This is a genomic window from Sorangium sp. So ce185, assembly GCF_051526825.1.
Taxonomy (GTDB): Bacteria; Myxococcota_A; Polyangia; order Polyangiales; family Polyangiaceae; genus Sorangium; species Sorangium cellulosum_D.
Genome location: NZ_CP150316.1, coordinates 9,458,042 through 9,477,292, shown reverse-complemented (window position 1 = coordinate 9,477,292; position 19,251 = coordinate 9,458,042). Strand labels below are relative to the sequence as shown.

At 73.5% G+C, this 19,251-nt stretch carries 14 protein-coding genes; 8 read left to right on the top strand and 6 right to left on the bottom strand.

The genetic code is table 11. From position 1 onward, the window contains the following. Positions 1–58 precede the first annotated feature (58 nt). The 6 genes from rimP to rbfA are packed head-to-tail and all read left to right on the top strand — an operon-like array spanning position 59 to position 7,502. Positions 59–691, top strand: a complete 633-nt coding sequence (rimP, locus tag WMF26_RS34730) for a ribosome maturation factor RimP (protein WP_437996228.1) — start codon at positions 59–61, stop codon at positions 689–691. A 30-nt stretch (positions 692–721) separates the two neighbouring features. Then, positions 722–2,365, top strand: coding sequence for a transcription termination factor NusA (nusA, locus tag WMF26_RS34725; RefSeq protein ID WP_061622027.1), 1,644 nt, complete (start codon positions 722–724; stop codon positions 2,363–2,365). Between the two features lie 39 nt (positions 2,366–2,404). Beyond that, positions 2,405–3,565: a DUF448 domain-containing protein gene (locus WMF26_RS34720; protein ID WP_437996227.1), complete on the top strand. Its 1,161-nt coding sequence runs from the start codon at positions 2,405–2,407 to the stop codon at positions 3,563–3,565. Between the two features lie 15 nt (positions 3,566–3,580). Beyond that, a complete protein-coding gene (infB, locus tag WMF26_RS34715; protein ID WP_437996226.1) occupies positions 3,581–6,727 on the top strand; it encodes a translation initiation factor IF-2 in 3,147 nt (1,048 codons plus the stop codon). A gap of 8 nt (positions 6,728–6,735) precedes the next feature. After that, positions 6,736–7,131, top strand: a complete 396-nt coding sequence (locus WMF26_RS34710; protein ID WP_061621791.1) for a DUF503 domain-containing protein — start codon at positions 6,736–6,738, stop codon at positions 7,129–7,131. Then, the gene (gene rbfA / locus WMF26_RS34705; RefSeq protein WP_437567399.1) at positions 7,128–7,502 is read left to right on the top strand and encodes a 30S ribosome-binding factor RbfA; all 375 of its coding nucleotides are present in this window, start codon (positions 7,128–7,130) and stop codon (positions 7,500–7,502) included. Before WMF26_RS34710 ends, rbfA begins: the two co-directional genes overlap by 4 nt. A 75-nt stretch (positions 7,503–7,577) precedes the next feature. On the opposite strand, the gene aat is transcribed toward rbfA, so the two are convergent. The 5 genes from aat to WMF26_RS34680 all read right to left on the bottom strand — a co-directional run bounded on the left by aat (position 7,578) and on the right by WMF26_RS34680 (position 14,586). Continuing rightward, positions 7,578–8,300, bottom strand: coding sequence for a leucyl/phenylalanyl-tRNA--protein transferase (gene aat, locus WMF26_RS34700; RefSeq protein ID WP_061621793.1), 723 nt, complete (start codon positions 8,298–8,300; stop codon positions 7,578–7,580). Between the two features lie 79 nt (positions 8,301–8,379). Beyond that, the gene (locus tag WMF26_RS34695) at positions 8,380–9,381 is read right to left on the bottom strand and encodes a glycosyltransferase (protein ID WP_437996225.1); all 1,002 of its coding nucleotides are present in this window, start codon (positions 9,379–9,381) and stop codon (positions 8,380–8,382) included. Positions 9,382–9,481: 100 nt separating this feature from the next. Further along, positions 9,482–10,804, bottom strand: coding sequence for an ergothioneine biosynthesis protein EgtB (gene egtB / locus WMF26_RS34690; RefSeq protein WP_437996224.1), 1,323 nt, complete (start codon positions 10,802–10,804; stop codon positions 9,482–9,484). Positions 10,805–10,861: 57 nt separating this feature from the next. Further along, positions 10,862–11,623 (bottom strand): hypothetical protein, encoded by a 762-nt coding sequence (locus WMF26_RS34685; protein WP_437996223.1) that lies wholly within the window; start codon positions 11,621–11,623, stop codon positions 10,862–10,864. Between the two features lie 86 nt (positions 11,624–11,709). Further along, entirely contained in the window at positions 11,710–14,586 is a 2,877-nt protein-coding gene (locus WMF26_RS34680) for a carboxypeptidase regulatory-like domain-containing protein (RefSeq protein WP_437996222.1), read from the bottom strand. Positions 14,587–14,930: 344 nt separating this feature from the next. Here WMF26_RS34680 and WMF26_RS34675 point away from each other — a divergent pair, with 344 nt between their 5' ends. Together WMF26_RS34675 and WMF26_RS34670 are read left to right on the top strand one after the other, a co-directional pair. Continuing rightward, complete coding sequence (locus WMF26_RS34675; RefSeq protein WP_437332569.1) at positions 14,931–16,358, top strand: sigma-54-dependent transcriptional regulator; 1,428 nt, start codon at positions 14,931–14,933, stop codon at positions 16,356–16,358. Further along, positions 16,355–17,356: an ABC transporter ATP-binding protein gene (locus tag WMF26_RS34670; RefSeq protein WP_437996221.1), complete on the top strand. Its 1,002-nt coding sequence runs from the start codon at positions 16,355–16,357 to the stop codon at positions 17,354–17,356. Before WMF26_RS34675 ends, WMF26_RS34670 begins: the two co-directional genes overlap by 4 nt. 386 nt (positions 17,357–17,742) lie before the next feature. Here WMF26_RS34670 and glmM read toward each other — a convergent pair whose 3' ends face one another. Then, the gene (gene glmM / locus WMF26_RS34665) at positions 17,743–19,185 is read right to left on the bottom strand and encodes a phosphoglucosamine mutase (RefSeq protein WP_437567393.1); all 1,443 of its coding nucleotides are present in this window, start codon (positions 19,183–19,185) and stop codon (positions 17,743–17,745) included. Positions 19,186–19,251: the final 66 nt, after the last annotated feature.

The window sequence follows — 19,251 nt, the reverse complement described above, 5'->3', positions numbered from 1 at the left end:
CATGGCGCCGGAAGGTCCCGGATCCGCCGAGGGTGACGTCTCTCACATGCCGCAACCGATGGAGCCTACGACCAGAGCCGCGTTCGATCTCGGCCGCGTTCGCGACGCGGTCGCGCCGGTGCTCGCCTCGCACGGGGTGACGCTCGTCGACCTGGAGTGGACCACCGAGCGGGCGGGCTGGACGCTGCGGATCACGATCGAGCGCGAGGGGTCGGCCGACGCGGGCGGCGGCGTCACGCTGGAGGACTGCGCGGACGTGTCGCGCGACGTCTCCTCGGTCCTCGACGTCGAGGATCTCATACCCAACCATTACAACCTCGAGGTCAGCTCTCCTGGCCTCGACCGGCGGCTGCGGACCCCGGCCGAGTTCGCCCGTTTCCTCGGCAAGACGGCCAAGGTGAAGCTGTCGCGGCCCGCGCCGGACGGCCAGCGGCTGCTCCGGGGCGAGCTGCTTCAGGCGCCGGAGGGGCAGGTCGCGGTCCTGGTCGACGGCAAGCGGATCGAGGTGCCGTTTTCGGATGTCGTGGAGGCGCGCCTCGTCTTCGAGCTCACGACGCAGCCCAAGCCCAAGAAGGGGCAGCGGCAGGGCAAGGAGACCGCTAAGGAGTCGGGGCAGGCCAGGCGGTCCACGGGGGCGGCTCCGGGGTCGGCCTCCGGGCGGAGCGAGCGCGGCTCCGAGAAGCGCAAGTAGAGAGAAGAAAGATCAGGAGACAGGGACGTCATGGCAACGATGGCAGCGATGCCGACCTCGGAGACGAGCCTCGGCAGCATCCTCGATCAGGTCGCGAAGGAGAAGGGGATCGACAAGAAGATCCTTGTCGAGACGATCGAGGCCGCGATCTTGAAGGCCGCGCAGAGCGTCTTCGGCCCGACCCGCGAGCTCGAGGCGCGCTTCAACGAGGACACCGGGCAGATCGATCTCTTCCAGTACATGACCGTGGTCGAGGCCGTGACGGAGCCGGAGCGCGAGATCTCCATCAACGACGTGGACAAGCTCAAGCTGGACGCGACCCTGGGCGAGGAGCTCGGCTTCCAGGTCTTCTGGCGCCCTGAGGACGCGGAGAAGGCGCGCGATCAGGACAAGGAGTACGGCGACATCCTGAAGCTCAAGCACGGCCGCACGACCTTCGGGCGCATCGCCGCGCAGACGGCGAAGCAGGTCCTGCTCCAGCGCGTGCGCGACGCCGAGCGCGATCTCATCTTCAACGAGTACAAGGATCGCAAGGGAGAGCTCATCCGCGGCATCGTGCGGCGGTTCGAGAAGGGCAACAACATCATCGTCGACATCGGCCGCACCGAGGGGGTGCTCACGTTCCGCGAGCAGACGCCGCGCGAGACGTACCGGCCGGGGGACCGCATCGTCGCGTACGTGAAGGACATCGATCGCGAGGCGCGCGGGCCGCAGGTCATCCTCTCCCGCTCCGATCCCCGGCTCGTCGAGAAGCTCTTCGAGGCCGAGGTCCCCGAGATCTACGAGGGCATCGTGCGGATCGTGTCGGTCGCCCGCGAGCCGGGCGCCCGCTCCAAGATCGCGGTGACGAGCCGCGACGCGGACGTCGACCCGGTGGGCGCGTGCGTGGGCATGAAGGGCTCGCGCGTGCAGGCCGTGGTCCAGGAGCTCCGCGGCGAGAAGATCGACATCGTGCCGTTCGACCGGGATCCGGCGCGCTACGTCATCGCCGCGATCCAGCCGGCCGAGGTGCACAAGGTGATCGTCGACGAGGCCGACGGGCGCATGGAGCTCGTGGTCCCGGACGAGAAGCTGTCGCTCGCGATCGGGCGCAAGGGCCAGAACGTGCGGCTCGCCGCGCAGCTGACCAACTGGAAGCTCGACATCATCAGCGAGACCAAGTTCAAGCAGATGGAGGAGGAGGCGATCTCCGCCCTCCAGCAGATCGACGGCGTGACCGAGCAGATCGCCAAGTCCATGTACCGCCTCGGGTTCCGGGCGCTGGAGGAGGTGAGCGAGGCGTCGGTCGAGGAGCTCGCCGCCATCCCGGGCCTCGGCGGCGCCGAGGCCGCCGAGCGCATCAAGTCGCAGGCGGACACCACGATGGAGCGGCTGCGGCAGGAGCGCATCCGCTCCGCGAGCTCGCGCACCGAGCCGCTCACCGACCGCGAGCGGCTGATGTTCATCCGCGGCGTCGGCGAGCGGACGGTGGTGCTGCTGGAGGAGGCCGGGTACCGCAGCGTGGAGGACGTGCTGCGGGAGGACGAGGATCGGCTGGCGATCCGCACGGGCCTCGGCATCAAGAAGGCGCGCGCCATCAAGCAGGGCGCGCGGGACTTCGTCGAGAGCGAGCAGAAGGTGCTCGATGCAGCTCGGGCGGACATCCGCCGTGCGGCGGAGGCGAGGCACGCGTAAGGAGTGGGGCAGCGCAGAGGGCCAAGGATGGAATCAGCGGTGAGCAGACAGAGCGACGCGGGTGAGCGCGAGCCCTTCGAGAAGGGGCGGGTGCGCACGTGCGTCGGTTGTGGGGAGCGCGTCGGCGTCGAGGACGCCCGCGGCGCCCGTCCGCTCGTCCGGCTCATCCTCGGCCCTGGCGGCGTGATCGCGGTCGATCCGGGCGACGGCGGGTTCGGGCGGGGCGCGCACGTGCATCCGCAGCGGGACTGCCTGGCGGCCGCGGTCGCCCGGGGCCTCGCCCGCGCCGCGAAGGGGCGGGTCCACGCGATCATGGGGACCGCCGGCCCGGGCGGCACGGGTGGCACGGGTGACGAGCGCGCCGGCGAGCCCGCCGCCCCCGGGCCGGAGCCGCTCACGACCGTGTCGCTGGCGCGGGGGATCCGGGAGGCGACGGAGCGGCGGCTCCAGGGGCTCATCCGCGCGGCCGTCCGCTCCCAGGGCGTGGCGGTCGGCGCCGATGCGGTCGTGGGGTCGTGCCAGCGGGGCGAGGCCGCCCTCGTGCTGGTCGCGTGCGACGCGGCGGCAGGCGCGGATCTGCCGGAGGTGCGGCGGGCGATCGCAGAGGGGCGCGCCGTCGCATGGGGCAGCAAGCAGGTGCTCGGCTCCCTGGTGGGCGGCCCGCGCGAGCGCGGCGTGGCGGTGATGGCGATCTCTTCGCCCTCGATCGCCGCCGCCGTCGCGCACACGGCGCACGTCGTGGACACCTGCGCCCGCATCGAGCGGGGCGAGGGCCCCGCGGAGGGCGGGCGCGGCGGCTCCGGTCGAAAGGGGCGGGCTTCGCGCAACGCGGCTGCCCGATCCGAGGAGGGCGGGAGCCCCGAGCCGCAGAAGGCCGCGCCCGGTCCTGCCGGCCCGGCGCCTCGCCGCGGCCGGGGGAGGGCGGGGGTGGACGTCGAGCACCCCAGGCCTTCCGCTCGGCCGGCGTCCGAGGGGGGCGGGGGACAACCTGGCAGCCCATCGGGCGAGCTTGCTGGCCGCGAGGCGCGGTTGGCGTCAGAAAGTGGGTCCGGTCGGCTTCTTGCAACTGCGCCGGGGACCGGGGAAGGCGGCGCGGTCGGGGGCAGGGCGGCGATGTCCGGTTCTACCGGACGCGCCTCGACGGTGGACAGAGTGGCCGCAAATCGTCGCCCGCGCGGATGGGTGAGGCGGATTGGTTAACGTGGAGCGAGGTGCATGAGCAAAGTCCGGGTCTACGAGGTCGCCAAGCAGCTGAACATGGACCAGAAGACGCTGGTCGCGCTCTTCCAGTCCATGGGTATAGGCGACGTGCGCAACCACATGAGCGCCGTCGAGTCCGACGTCGTCGAGCGGGTTAAGCGGCACCTCGAGCGGCAGAAGTCGCCTGAGGTGGTGGAGGAGCGGATCCGTCCGACGGTCGTGAAGCGCCGCGCCCGGCCCGGGGCTGAGCCCGAGCCGGCCGAGGCGCCCGTGCGCGCCGTTCCGGAGCCGGCGCCCTCTCGGCCTGTGGCTGCGTCCGCTCCGGCTTCCCCGCCGCCCGAGCGCGCTGCCCAGGAGGAAGCGCCGGTCCGTCGCCCCGCTCCGCCGCCGCCCGCCGCTCCCGTCGCAGCGCCCCCGGCGCCGGCTCCCGAGCCGGTGGTCGCCGCGACCCCGCGCGAGCCTGCGCCCGCGCCCGCGCCCAGCGCGCCTGCCCCGGCAGCGCCGCCCGTCGCGGCTGCGCCCCCCGCGCCGGAAGCGCCGCCGCCCCCGGCGGCTCCCGCTCCCGCAGCACCCGCGTCTGTCGCGGCGTCCGCGCCCGCGCCCGCGGAGGAGACGAAGGTGACCTCGCCCGAGCCGAAGCCTGCTCCGCCCACCGCCGCTGCGGCGCCGTCCGCCGCTGCGGCGGCGCCCGCCGCCGCTACGCCCGCGCCCACCGCGGCGCCCGAGCCTGCGCCCGCCGCGGCTGCTCCCGCGGCGCCTGCGCCCGCTCCGGCGCAAGCGGCCGCTCCCGCGGCGCCCGCCGCGCCTGCCCCGGCGCAGGCCGCTGCGCCCGCGCCGGCCCCGGCGAAGCCCGCGGCTGCTGCGACGCCCGCGCCTGCCGCGGCGCCTGCTCAGGCCCGGCCGCAGGCTGCGCCCTCGGCGCCGGCGCCCGCTCCGGCGCAGGGGGTCTCTCGGCCGACGCAGCCGCCCCCCGCGGGGCAGCGGCCGGGTGCTCCGGCGCAGCCCGCGGCGTCCGCGGCCCGCCCCGGCGCGCGGCCGACGCAGCCGCCGGCGTCCGCGCCCGCGGCCACCGCGGCCAAGCCGGAGGAGGCGGCGCCCGCGAACCAGGCGCCGCGCCGCCCGTCCTCGCCGCCGAAGACCGGCATCGAGGTGTGGCAGGGGCGCCCCGGCGTCACGATGCCCGCCGCCCGCACCGGCACGCCGCCGGCGCGGCGCACGACCTACGATCCGCGCGCCAACGCCCAGCAGGCGCGCCCCGGCGGCCCCAGCTTCGGTCCGGGCGGCCGGTCCATGCCCGGCGGCCGGAACGCTCGCCCGGGGACCTTCGGGCGGCAGCGCCCGGGCGGCGCCCTGCCGCGCAAGCCGGTCCAGGTCTCCACGCAGGAGATGGCCTCGCACAAGAAGGTCATCAAGATCGAGGAGCAGGTCACCCTCCAGCAGCTCGCCGCGAAGATGAGCCTGAAGGCCACCGACGTGCTCATGCGGCTCCTGTCGATGGGCATGACGGGCGTGAACATCAACAGCACGCTCGACGCCGACACGGCGAAGATCCTCGCGAGCGAGTTCGGCTGGAGCGTCGAGGACGTGGCCGTCAGCGAGCAGGACACGCTGACCGCGGCGATGCAGGCCGGGGTCGACGCCGACGAGGACGTCGAGATGCGTCCGCCCATCGTCACCGTCATGGGCCACGTCGACCACGGCAAGACGTCGCTGCTCGACCGGATCCGGAAGGCCACCGTCGCCGAGGGCGAGGCGGGCGGGATCACCCAGCACATCGGCGCTTACCGCGTCGAGACGCAGCGGGGCACGATCGCGTTCCTCGACACGCCGGGCCACGAGGCGTTCACGGCGATGCGCGCCCGCGGCGCGTCGCTGACCGACATCGTGATCCTGGTGGTCGCCGCAGACGACGGCGTCATGCCCCAGACCAAGGAGGCGATCTCGCACGCCCAGGCCGCGAAGGTGCCGATCATCGTCGCGGTCAACAAGATCGACAAGCCGGGCGCCGACGCGGACAAGATCAAGCGCGACCTCGCGGCGCTCGGGCTGCAGCCCGAGGAGTGGGGTGGCGAGACGATGTTCTGCAGCGTGTCGGCGAAGATGGGGCAGGGCATCGACCAGCTCCTCGAGTCGGTCCTGCTCCTCGCCGAGGTCCAGGACCTCCGCGCCAACCCGAAGAAGCGCGCCAGCGGCACCGTCATCGAGGCGCTGCTCGATCGCGGCCGCGGCCCGGTCGCGCGCGTCATGGTCCAGGACGGCACGCTCCGCACGGGCGACATCCTCCTGGCCGGCGCCGCGTGGGGCAAGGTCCGGGCGATGACCGACGAGCTCGGGCGCTCCGTCGCCGAGGCCGGCCCCGCGACGCCCGTCGAGGTCCTCGGCCTCAACGAGGTGCCGAGCGCGGGCGATCCCGTCCACGCCGTCAAGGACGGGAAGACCGCGGAGGAGATCGCCGAGACCCGCCGCAAGAAGGCGTCGAAGACGCTGATCCCGCAGGACTCGCGCGTCTCGCTCGAGTCGATCACGAAGAACCTGCAGGAGGCCGATCAGCTCGAGCTCAAGCTGATCATCAAGGGCGACGTGCAGGGCTCGGTCGAGGCGATCACCCACGCGCTGGCGAAGCTCTCGACCGAGAAGGTGAAGGTCACCATCGTGAACGGCGCCGTCGGCGGCATCACGGAGGGCGACGTCAACCTGGCGGTCGCGTCGAAGGCGATCATCGTCGGCTTCAACGTCCGGCCTGCCGGCAAGGCCGGCGCGCTGGCCGAGAACGAGGGCGTCGAGATCCGGCTCTACAACATCATCTACAACGCCGTCGACGACATCCGGAGCGCGATGGAGGGTCTCCTCCCCGCGACGAAGGTGGAGAAGGTCCTCGGCCGCGCCGAGGTCCGCCAGGTCTTCAAGATCACGAAGGCGGGCACGGTCGCCGGCTCGATGGTGATCAACGGCTCGGTGAAGCGCACCGGCGAGGCGCGCCTGATCCGGGACAACGTCGTCATCTGGACGGGGCGCCTCTCGGGGCTGCGCCGCTTCAAGGACGACGTGAAAGAGGTGGTCGAGGGGTTCGAGTGCGGTATCTCGCTCGACGGCTACTCGGACATCAAGGAGAAGGACATCGTCGAGAGCTTCGAGATCGAAGAGGTCAAGACGAAGCTCTGAGCCTGTAGATGTTCGTCGGCGTCCTCCGTCTCCGCCTCGATATCGTCGGGGCCCGCTCCCTCAAGGACAAGCGCAGCGTGGTGCGCTCCTTGAAGGAGCGGGCGCAGAGCCGGATGCGCGTGTCGATCGCGGAGGTCGGAGTGCTCGACGATCCGCGGCGGGCGACGCTCGGCGTCGCGGTCGTCTCGAACTCGGCGGCCATGTGCGACCGGGTCCTCGCGGACGTGGCCGCGATGGCCGGGTCGCTGCCCCACGCCGTCCTCACCGACCGCGCGACCGAGATCGTGCCGTTCGGCGAGGGGGGAGCGGGGGTGCAGGGCGGCATCGAGCAGGCGCTCGGCCGCGGGGATGATGATCTGGGAGCGGCCTCGGACAGGTTCGAGGACGCAGAGGACGACGAATGAGCGGCACGGTGAAGCGGGCGACGCGGGTCGCCGAACGGCTCCGCGAGGACCTGTCCAACCTGCTCCGGGATCTGCGCGATCCGCGGATCGCCGGGGTGCTCGTGTCGCGCGTGGAGATCACCGACGACCTGCAGAGCGCGAAGGTCCACGTGCGCCACGAGTTCGGCGCGGAGGACGCGGCGTCCCGCCGCGCGCTGCTCAAGGGGCTGGAGGCGGCGTCCGGCCGGCTGCGCAGGGACGTCGCCCGCACCATGGGCCTGCGCGTGGTGCCGACGCTGCGGTTCTTCTACGACGAGGGCCCCGACGCCCAGCGGCGGATCGAGGAGCTGCTCCGGGAGATCAAGGACGACGCGGGCGAGGGCCGCTCGTAGCGCCGAGGGCCCGGCCGCGCGGCTCGGACGGCGCGGCGCTCATCTCGGACGGCGCGGCGCGCGGCTCGGGCGCGATCACCGCGAGATGAGCCGCTCGATCGCCTGCGCGGGCTCGAGGTCGAAGCGCCACGGCCCCATCTTCGTCGGGGCGTCGAGCGCCGTCTTCAGCGCGCGGAGGAACTCGCGCCGCGGCCACTCGACGGCGCCGAAGCGATCGAGGTGGTCGGTGTACACTTGGCAGTCCACCAGCGCGAAGTCCCAGGCGACGAGGTTCCCGAGCAGCGTCGCGAACGCGACCTTCGAGGCGTCGGGCGCGCGCGCGAACATCGACTCGCCGAAGAACATCCGCCCCAGCGACACGCCGTAGAGCCCGCCGACGAGCGCGCCGTTCGACCAGGCCTCGATGCTGTGCGCCACCCCGGCGGCGTGCAGCGCCGTGTACCCGCCGATGAGCTCCTCGGTGATCCACGTGCCGTCCTGCCCTGGCCGCGGCGTCGCGCTGCAGGCCCGCATGACGTCCGCGAACGCCGTGTCGGTCCGCACCTCGATCCCGCCGCGGCGCACCCGCTTGCGCAGCGAGTGCGGGACGTGCGCCTCGCGCGGCGGCAGGACGAAGCGCGGATCCGGGGAGAACCAGAGCAGCGGCAGCCCGTCGTGGGGCCACGGGAAGATGCCCCGGCGGTAGCCGGCCAGGAGCCGCTCCGGCGAGGCCTCGCCGCCCACGGCCACGATCCCCTCCGGGGTCGCGCGCTCGGGCGGAGGAAAGTCGAGCTTGCTCGTGAGCACCGGGACGCGCATCGCTGTGGGATCGAATCCTCCCACCGGAGCACGCGGTTGCAAAGAGGCGCCCTGCGTCCGCGCGCCGCGCGCCGTGCGCTCAGGAGGCGCACACATAGTCGGAGCCCTCGACGAAGCCGCGCGCGGCGAGGTGCTCGCGGATGAGCGCGCGCGCCCCCCGCGCCCCCACGGCGACGACGACGGTCTGCGCGCCCCGCGAGAGCCGCGACGGATCGACGATCGGCGCCCCCTGCGCGATCCGGCCGATCTTGCGCGGATCGATGTCGATGAACCGCTCCGGCCTCACGCCGTTCCGGGCGAGCGCCCTCGCCAGCCGCCTGCCCGTCTTGCCCGCGCCCCACACCGCCACGGGGCGCGCCGCGCCCAGCTTCCTCGCGAGGTAGTGCGCCTTGGCCTCGAGGAACCGCGCGATCGCGTACCGCGGATCCGCGAACGTCGCGCGGCCCTCGCGGTGCCGCCAGCGCAGGCCGAGCTCCGGGAGCTTCGCCATCCGCGCGCCGGCGGCGTCGAGGCGCAGCCACAGGTCGTAGTCCTCCGCCCAGGGGGCCTCCCGGAACCCGCCGACCTGCTCCAGCGCGCTCCGCCGCAGCATCACCGACGGGTGGCACAGCGGGGACTCCACGAACATCTCCCGCGCGTGATCCTCGGGGGTGAGGATCGAGTTCAGCCAGTCGACGTAGCGGAGCATGCCCTCGCCGACCGGCCCGGCCGCGAACGCCTCCACGCGGGCGCCGACGACGGCGAGCCGCGGATCCCGCCGGAGCGCCTCGGCCTGGCGCGCGAGGCGCCCGCCGACCGAGATGTCGTCGCCGTCCATGCGCGCGAAGAGCTCGCCGCGCGCCGCCTCGGCCGCGCGCGCGAGCGCCCGCGCGATGCCCACGCCGCCGGTCGCGACCGGGACCACGCGGCGGTCGCGCCGCGCGAGGCGCGCGACCGTGGCCGGGCCGGCGTCGGTCGAGCCGTCGTCCACGGCGATCACCTCGAGGTCGACGTCGCGCTCGGCGAGCACGCTCTCCAGCGCCTCCTCGATGGTCGCCTCCGCCTGCCGGTACGGGAGCAAGACGGAGACGAGCGGCGCCACGCCGAGACCATGGCGGCGCGCCGGCGCAGCGTCCACAGGAAGGGCGCGCCGCCGGCGCGGCGTCCACGGCAAGGGCGCGCGCCGCCGGCGCGGCCCCGGGTCAGAGGTCGCGGGCCAGCCGGATGCCGCTCATCTGCCACCGCGCGTCCGGCGGGAAGAAGTTCCGGTACGTCGCGCGGAGGTGCGTCGCCGGGGTCGCGCACGAGCCGCCGCGGAGCACGAGCTGGCTGCTCATGAACTTGCCGTTGTACTCGCCGAGCGCCCCCGGCCACGGGCGGAACCCGGGGTAGGGCGCGTACGCGCTCGACGTCCATTCCCACACGTCGCCGAAGAGCTGCCGCGGGGCCCCCGGCCGCGGCGGCGCGCCCGCGGGCTCCGGGTGATAGCGCCCGCGCTCGGCGAAGTTCCCCTGGAGCGCCGCCTCGCCCGGCGCGGCGCCGCCGGCGACCTCCCCCGCGGCGGCGAGCGCGCCCTGCGCGGCGGTCTCCCACTCGGCCTCGGTGGGGAGCCGCGCGCCTGCCCAGCGGGCGTAGGCGTCGGCCTCGTAGTGGCTCACGTGGCAGACGGGCTCGTCGGCGTCGAGCTCGCGGAGCCCGTGGAGCGTGAACAGCTGGAGCCCTCCGTCGCGCTGCTCCCAGTAGAGCGGCGCCTCCCACCGGTTCGCCACGACCGCGTCCCAGCCGCCCGACAGCCAGAGCTCCGGCCGCGCGTACCCGCCGTCTCGCATGAACTCGAGGTACTCGCCGCACGTCACCGGCCGGTCCGCGAGCGCGAACGCGCCGACGAACACGCGGTGCCGCGGCGCCTCGTTGTCGAACGCGAACCCGCCCTCGCCGTGGCCGATCCAGCGCACGCCCTCGGCGTGCTCGACGAAGCGGAGCTCCCCGGCCGCGCCGCCGCGCCGCCCCGGCGGCGCGCCGCCGAAGATCGCGGGGCGCAGCGGGTTCTGCGCCATCGCGTGCTTCAGATCGGTCAGGAGGAGCTCCTGGTGCTGCTGCTCGTGGTGCAGCCCCACGTCGATCGCGAAGGCGAGATCGAGGTGCAAGCCCGCGGCGATCTCGTCGAGCAGCGCGCGCATGTGCTCGTCCACGTGGCGCCGGTAGCGGTAGGTCTCCTCGACGGTCGGGCGCGACAGGACCCCGCGCCGCGGCCGGCTGTGCCGCTCGCCCACGGTCACGTAGTACGAGTTGAAGAGGTACCCGAACTGCGGGTGAAAGGGCGCGTACCCGGCGCGCTGGCCGAGCACGAACGCCTCGAAGAACCACGCCGTGTGCGCGAGGTGCCACTTCACCGGGCTCGCGTCCGGCATCGACTGGACGACATAGTCCTCGGCGCAGAGCGGCGCGCAGAGCGACTCCGTGAACGCCCGGACCGCGTCGTACCGCGCCCTCAGCCCGCCCGCGACGCGCTCTGCCTGTTCCATCGCGCTCCCCTGAGGTCCTTCGTCTCCGCGAGAGATGCCGCCGCGGCGCGCGGGCGCCTAGCGCTTCTTGAAGTCGCCGAGGTGCGTGATGTACCAGCGGCCCTGCCACGAGATGATCGTGTGGACGTCGAGGCTCGCCGGCTTGCCGTCGAGCTCGTATTTCAGCTTGCCGTGGAACGAGCGGTAATAGCCGATCTTGTTGACCTCGTCGCCGGGCGGCACCCACTTCGGCCTGGAGCCGACCTCGAAGCCGACGAACCGCGCGCCCTCCCAGCTCTTGCGCTTCCGGTGCATCGCCTTCACGTCGTTCGCGTAGGCGGCGTGGAGGTTGTCCCAGTACTTGCCGGGGTCCTTCACGTCCTTGAGCGGGATGAACGGCTCCTTGGGGAACCAGAACGGGTCGGCCAGCGCCGGCTCGTTCTTCACGATGGCGTCGAACAGCGCCCTCGCCCGCGCCGTGAGCTCCTCGCTCTCGAGCGGCGGCAGGATCTTGTTCGTCGCGATCGCGGTCGCATCGGCTCCGGCGGCCGGCGGCGATCCAGGCGGGGGAGCGCCCGTCGCCGCCGCGTCGGCGGCCGCGCTCGCGCCCCCGTCCTGCGTCGGCGCCGGCGCGCCCGCGTCCTCCGGCTGCGGCGCCGGCGCCGCGCCGGAGGACGCGGGCGCGTCGGCGACGGCAGCCGCCGGCGCGCCCGCGTCCGCCGGCGCGGCGGCGGGCGACGAGGGCCGCGCGCTCTCGGCGGGCCGGGCGTCCGGCGCCGGGGTGGGCGCCGCGCACCCCGCGATCACGGCGAGCGCGCCCGCGACGACCTGCTTCATCATGCGCGTGCCCTATCGCAGCGCCCCGGCGCCGACAAGCGACGCCGTGGCGCGGCCGCGCGCCGGATCCGCCCGGCGGCGGGCCCGGCTCACTTCTCGACGATGATGAACTGCACGCGCCGGTTCTTGGCCTTGTTCGCGGGCGTGACGTTCGGCGCGACCGGGCGGTCCTGCCCGTAGCCCTTCGCCTGGAGGCGCGACCCGTCCACGCCGGCCCGGATCAGCCAGGCGCGCACCGAGTTCGCGCGGGCCTCGCTGAGGGTCTGGTTGTGCTCGCGCCCGCCCGTGTTGTCGGTGTGCCCCTGGATCTCGACCTTGCGGATGTTCGGGTTCCGCTGGAGCACGTCCGCGATCTCCTCCATCAGCGCGTTCGAGTCGCCCAGGATCTTCGCCGAGTCGGTCTCGAAGTGGATCTGCCGCGAGATCTTGATCTCGTTGCCCTGCACCTTCACGAGCGAGACCTTCGGCCGCTTGTTCACCGTGAGCGCGGCGCGCGTGTCCTCGCTCGTGCGGACGTCGGCCTGGTTGACGTGGTTCATGTAGCCCTGCGCCTCGACCTTGAGCGTCACCGCGCCGGCCGGCAGATCCGGGAAGCGGAAGGCGCCGCTCGCGTCGCTCGTCGCCGTCTGCTCGCGGCCCGCCGCGTCGGTCAGCCGGATCGTCGCGCCGGCGACCGCGTCCCCGCTCTCCGCGTCCTTCACCGTCCCGACGACGTTGCCCGTCTTCGGCAGCGCCTCGAGCGAGCAGTCGACGTCCACGAACGTCGGCCCCTGCGGCGGCGCCCCGCTCGGTCCGGCGCCGGGCAACCCCGGCTGCGGACCGAAGGGATCGGGCTGCCCGGGCTGCGGGCCGAACGGGCCCGGCTGCGGGCCGAACGGCCCGGGCTGCCCCGGCTGCGGGCCGAAGGCGCCCGGCTGACCGGGCTGCGGTCCGAAGGCGCCGGGCTGCCCCGGCTGCGGACCGAAGGGCTGCCCGGGTTGCGGACCGAAGGCGCCCGGCTGACCGGGCTGCGGGCCGAAGGCGCCAGGCTGCCCCGGCTGCGGGCCGAACGGCCCGGGCTGCGCACCGAAGGGCCCCGGCTGCGGACCGAACGGCCCGGGCTGCCCAGGCGCCGCCCCGCCGGCGAGGATCGTCGCCTGGCACGTGCCCGGCTTGTAGCCGTTCGCCCGGACGCTGAACGTGTACGTCCCCGGCTCGAGGTGCCGCGTGAGGAAGCGGCCGTCCGGCCCGGTCGCGTACGGCGGCTGGGGCACGCCCTCGATCGTCACGATCGCGTCCGCCACCGCCGCGTCGGGCCGGTTCTGCTCGTGCACGAAGCCGCGCGCGAACGTCTGCGGCGCGGGCACGAGCTGCGGCGGCTCCTTGATGATCTGCGGCGCAGGGGCCGGCGGCGGCTCCTTCTGCTTCGTGTCGTAGGCGTAGCCGATCCCGAGGTACAGCGTCCACGGCGCCTGCGGCGCGACCTCCTCGATGAACACGGAGGTCGCCGACAGGCCGAGGTCGAACGCCGCGTGCCCGGAGAGCCCGCGGAACGCCTTCTGGAACGGCGTCACCCGCACGCCGAGCGACAGCCGCGACGGCGCCGCGGCGTAGCCCGGTCCGCCCTGGCTCTGCGGGTCCGGGGACGCGAAGTCGTCGAGCCCGAGACAGACGTCGCCGCGCGACACGCGGCTCGTGTGGCACTCGTAGCCTTGCCGGTTCACCGGGATGTCGAGCGTGTACTCGAGGTACGGCTGCACCTTCGGCAGCGGCACCTCGACGCCGAGGTGGGTCTGGAAGAAGTCGACCCGGTTGATGCCGAGCCCGAACCGCTCGATGCGCGAGATCGGCTGCCGATCGCGCCCGTCGGTGAACGCCTTGGCCCGCTCCTTCTCGACCTCCTCCACGACCTGGCCGGAGTTGTCGAGCTTGTAGCCGAGGTTCAGGTTGACCCGCAGCGGGAACCCCTTGCCCTGCGGCTTGCGCAGATCGAGCGTCGCGAGCCCGCGGAACACCGCGCTCGTGCCGCCGCCGGCCAGGCCCACGTCGCCCGTGCCGTTGAGCAGGAGCAGCTGCGCCTCGCCGCCGAAGGTGAGCGGCTTGCCGATCTTCGTGGGCGTGAACGCCTTCACGCCGAACGTCGTGTCGCCGAGCACCTGCAAGAGCCGCGGGCGGCCCTGATCGTTCGCGTTCGCGAACGTGCGGATCGCCGCGTAGCCCTCGAGGAAGGGCAGGGGGGTCGCGTTCAGCGCGAAGAGCGCCCCCACGTGGCTCGCCGAGTCCTCCCGCGCGTCGGGGCCGCAGGTGATCGGGTGGCCGGCGAGCGTCGACTCGGCCGGATCGCAGAGGAAGCCGCTCGTCGAGAACCAGTCGAGCAGGAACGACACCCGGAAGGTGCCCGGCGCGCCCGAGCCCGCGTACGACGTCCTGAGGAGGCCCGTCGAGCCCCACAGGTTCGGCTGCGCGGTGAGCGAGAGCGCGCGCTCCTCCTCGTCCCACGCGGTGGAGCGCGGCGCCGTCGCGCTCGCCTGGGCGCCCTGCTCGCCGACGGACGCCTGCGCGCCGAACGAGAAGCTCGCGTCCGGCGGCGGCTGCCCCGGCTGCCCGAACTGCGGCGGCGCGTCGCCCGGGAAGCCCGGCTGCGGGCCGAAGCCCGGCTGGGGGCCGAACTGGGTCGGAGGCGCGTCGCCCGGGAAGCCCGGCTGCGGGCCGAAGCCCGGCTGCGCCGGCTGGGGGCCGAACTGGGTCGGAGGCGCGTCGCCCGGAAAGCCCGGCTGCGGGCCGAAGGGGCCGGGCTGCGCGGGAGGAGGCTCGGGCCCGAACGGCCTGGGCGGGGCCGGCTGGCCCGGGAGCGGCTGAGGTCCGAAGGGCGGCTGCGGCTGCTGCGCCTCGGCAGCGCCCGCGAGCGTGAGCGAGCCGACGAGCGGCAGCGCCGTGAGCGCAGCGCGCCGGGGCCTGTCGCCGAACACCTTCCGAAGCGTATGCATCGAGCCTCATCCGCGAGATCGAACAAGGAAACGCCCGCCAATCGGGACGGTGGGGACCTCGCGCGCGGCCCGTTGTACCATCCCGGGCGGCCCACGAAACAGCGGTTTTCGTCGATGGCAGATCCCCGACGAGCCGCGCCGCAGGGCTCGATAAGTGCGGTCTCACCGCGGCGAGGCGCGGATCGTCGGGCCTCCGTCGCGCCTCGTCCGGATTGCGCGCTCCGGTCCCCGGCGACCCGGTCGCAAACGTGCTCGGCCGCGGCGCCCCGCGGCCCCGGCGCCGCTCGGCCGGGCCGCGCAGCTGCCCAATCCGGCGGGCGCGCATGCTAGGAAAGGCCATCAACATGGCATCCCGGGGGCGCATCCTGATCGTCGACGACGAGGCCAACGCGCGCGCGGCGCTCTCCGAGATCCTCCGCGAGGAGGGGTACACGACCGAGACCGCGGCCGACGGCTTCAAGGCGCTGGGCAAGCTCGAGGAGTTCGCGCCGGACGTGGTCCTGACCGACCTGAAGATGCCGGGGCTCGACGGCATCCGGATGATGGAGAAGGCGCAGCTCGCGCTGCCCGACGCGACGTTCGTCGTCATGACGGCGTTCGGCACCATCTCGAGCGCGGTCGAGGCGGTGAAGAAGGGCGCGTACAACTACCTGACGAAGCCGCTCGATTTCTCGGTGCTCGCGGTGGTGGTCGAGCGCGCGGTGGAGCGGGCGCGGCTGCTCCAGGAGAACTCGCGGCTGCGCGAGCGGCTGCGCGAGCGCAACGCGTTCGGCCACGTGATCGCGAGCCACCCGAGCATGGTGAAGCTCCTCCGGCTGGTCGAGCAGGTGGCGCCGAGCCGCGCGAGCGTGCTGATCGTGGGCGAGACGGGCACGGGTAAGGAGCTCATCGCCGAGATGATCCACCGCGCGAGCCCGCGGGCGAAGGCGCCGCTCGTCCGGCTGAACTGCGCCGCGCTGAGCGAGTCGCTCCTGGAGAGCGAGCTGTTCGGCCACGAGCGCGGCGCCTTCACCGGCGCCGTCGGCCGCCGCGAGGGGCGCTTCGAGCAGGCGAACGGCGGCACGCTGTTCCTCGACGAGGTGAGCGAGATCCCGCTCGCCACGCAGGTGAAGCTCCTGCGCTTCCTGCAGGAGCGCACGTTCGAGCGGGTGGGCGGCAACGAGACCCTGAAGGTCGACGTGCGGATCCTCGCCGCGTCGAACCGCGACCTGCGCCAGCGCATCGCCGAGGGTCTGTTCCGCGAGGATCTCTACTACCGGCTCAACGTCGTCACCCTGGAGATCCCGCCGCTCCGCGAGCGCCGGAGCGACATCCCCGAGCTCGCGACGTTCTTCCTGGGCCGTTACGCGCAGGAGAACGGCAAGCGGATCGAGGGCTTCACGGACGAGGCGCTGTCGGCGCTGACGAGCTACTCGTTCCCTGGCAACGTGCGCGAGCTGGAGAACGCGATCGAGCGGGCGGCGGTGCTCTGCGACGGCGCGCGCATCGAGCCCCGGCACTTGCCGGCGCAGATGTCGTCCGAGCCGGCCGAGGCGTCCGACGCGATGCCGCGCGTCCCGGGGAGCACGATCTACGATCTGGAGCGCTACGCGATCCTGCGCACGCTCGAGGCGTGCAAGGGCTCGACCTCGAAGGCGGCGACGATCCTCGGGATCAGCCCGCGCAAGATCCAGTACAAGCTGCACGAGTACAGCGCGGCGACGGCGCGCGGCCGCGCGCGGCCGGGCGACGGCGCGCCGGGCGAGGGCCCCGACGGCGAGGAGGGCGCGTGAGCGGCGGCGAGGCGATCATCGAGGAGCGCGGCGAGCGCGCCGCGCCGTCCCGCTCCGGCGGGGAGGCGCCGGGCGGCGAGCTGCTGATCGACGTCCGCGGCCTGCTGAAGACGTTCCGGGTGGGCTTCTTGCGCCGGCGTGCGGTCGAGGCGGTCAAGGGGGTGAGCTTCGGCGTGCGCCGCGGCGAGATCTTCGGCTTCCTCGGGCCGAACGGCGCCGGCAAGACGACGACGATCAAGATGTTGACGGGCCTCATCGCCCCGACCGGCGGCGAGGCGTACCTGTTCGGCGCGCGCGTCCCGTCGCCCGAGGCGCGCCGGAAGATCGGCTTTTTGCCGGAGAACCCGTACGTCTACCCCTACCTCACCCCGCGCGAGTTCGTGGAGCTCTGCGGCCGCCTGTCCGGGATGCGCGGCGCCTCGCTGCGCCGGCGGACGATGGAGGTGCTCGATCAGGTGAAGATCGCGTACGCGGCGGATCGGCAGGTGCGCCGGCTGTCGAAGGGGATGCTGCAGCGCACGGGGCTGGCCGCCGCGCTGGTCGCCGATCCCGAGATGCTGATCCTGGACGAGCCGATGAGCGGCCTCGATCCGGTGGGCCGCAAGGAGGTGCGCGATCTCATCTTCGCGGAGCGCGATCAGGGCCGGACGATCTTCTTCTCGACGCACATCCTGAGCGACGTCGAGGCGATGTGCGATCGCGTGGCGATCCTGCGCGAGGGCCAGGTGGTGGTGAGCGGCGCGATCCGCCAGCTCCTCCGGGGCGACGTGCTGCGCACCGACGTCATGCTGGCCGGCGCGCCCGAGTCGCTCCTCGAGGAGCTCGGCGCGCTGGGCTTCGCGACCACGCGCCGCGGCGACGTCGTGGTGGTCGACGTCGAGGGCGAGGCGCGCGTGCGCGAGGCGCTCCAGCGCTCGCTCGCCGCGGGCGCGCAGGTGGTCGAGGTGACGCCGCGCCGCGAGACGCTGGAAGACCTCTTCATGCGCCGCGCGCTGTAGAGCGAAGGCCGCCCGCTTCGGATACGGGCCCATCTCGACGTTTTCGGTGCTCAGCGTGCTGGAGCACGCTTGCGCGCCGAAAACGCCGATCTGGGCCCGTCTCCTGTGCGGGCGGCCTTCGCTCTAGCCAACGCCGGGCATCCCTCGGACGACGGTAGGCCCCCGGAGAGGGTGTCCGCTGGGCGGGGTGGGGGATGGGCCGATGTTTGAGGCGGAGACATGGGTCATCCGGCTTGCCGGATGGCCCATGTCTCCGCCGAGTTCGGCGGGGCCCCCACCCCGCCCAGCGGACACCCTCGCCGGGGGCCGGGCAGGCCCAGCGGACACCCTCTCCGGGGGCCGGGCAGGCCCAGCGGACACCCTCCCCGGGAGCCGGGCAGCCCTGGCTACGCCGTGGCCCCCGCCACGTCCTGCTTGGCCGCCTCGATGATCTCGAGCGCGTACGCCCCGATGGTCGACGCGTCCTCGCCCTCGACCATGACGCGCAGCTTCGGCTCCGTCCCGCTCCACCGCACGAGGATGCGCCCCTTGTCCCCGAGCGTCTTCTCGATGCGATCCACCGCGACCCGCGTCCGCTGCATGCTGTCGAGCGGCAGCCGCGTCGGGAACGTCGCGTTCTCCAGCACCTGAGGCACCCGCTGCATCGCCTTCGACGCGAGCTCGCTCAGCGGCTTGTCCTCCTCCATCATGATCGCGAGCACCTGCAGCGCCGCCACGATCCCGTCGCCCGTCGTCGCGTGGTCCAGGAAGATGAGGTGCCCCGACTGCTCCCCGCCGAACGAGTAGCCGCCGTTCCGCATCGCCTCCACCACGTAGCGGTCCCCGACCGCCGTCCGCACCACGTGCCCGTTCTGCGCCTTGAGCGCGCGCTCGAGGCCGAGGTTCGACATCACCGTCGTCACGATCGTGTTCCGCGGCAGCTTCCCGGTGCGCAGCATCCTGAGCGCGCAGAGCGCCATGATCGCGTCGCCGTCCACGACCTCGCCGCGCTCGTCGACCATGATCACCCGGTCCGCGTCGCCGTCGAGCGCGATGCCGATCGCCGCCCCCCGCTTGAGCACCTCGGCCTTCACGTGCTCCGGGTGCAGCGCGCCCGTCTCGCGGTTGATGTTGCGCCCGTTCGGCTTCACGCCGAGCGCGGTCACCTGCGCGCCGAGCTCGGTGAACACCGACGGCGCCACGCGGTAGGCCGCCCCGTGCGCCGCGTCGACCACGATCTTCACGCCGTCGAGCGACAGCGCCGTGGGGAACGTGCTCTTGCAGAACACGACGTACCGGCCCCGCGCGTCGTCGAGCTTCACCGCGCTGCCGATCGCCGAGCCCACCACCCGGGCCTCGTCGAGCTCGTGGCTCTCCATGAGCCGCTCGATCTCCTCTTCCGCGGAGTCGGGCAGTTTGTAGCCGTCGGGCCCGAAGATCTTGATGCCGTTGTCCTGGTACGGGTTATGGCTCGCGCTGATCACCACCCCGGCGTCGGCCCGCATGCTCTGCGTGAGCTGCGCGACCGCCGGCGTCGGGATCGGCCCGCTCAGCATCACGCGGCCGCCCATCGCGCACACGCCGGACGCGATCGCCGTCTCCAGCATGTAGCCGGACAGCCGCGTGTCCTTCCCGATCACCACCCGCACCTGCCGCGACTTCCCGTGGCTCGCGACGAAGGCGATCGCGCGCCCGAGCCGCAGCGCCATCTCCGGCGTCATCGGCGGCTGGTTCGCCACGCCGCGCACCCCGTCGGTGCCGAAGAGCTTGCGCCCAGCGGAGGCCTGCTGCGGTGCGCCCGTCGCCGACGGAGCGCCCTCCCTATGATCCTTCTTGGTGTGCTTCGGCACGGTCCCTCTCTCGTGGTTCGGGCTGAGGAGACCACCCTTAGCAACCTTTGCCAAGACAGCCTACGG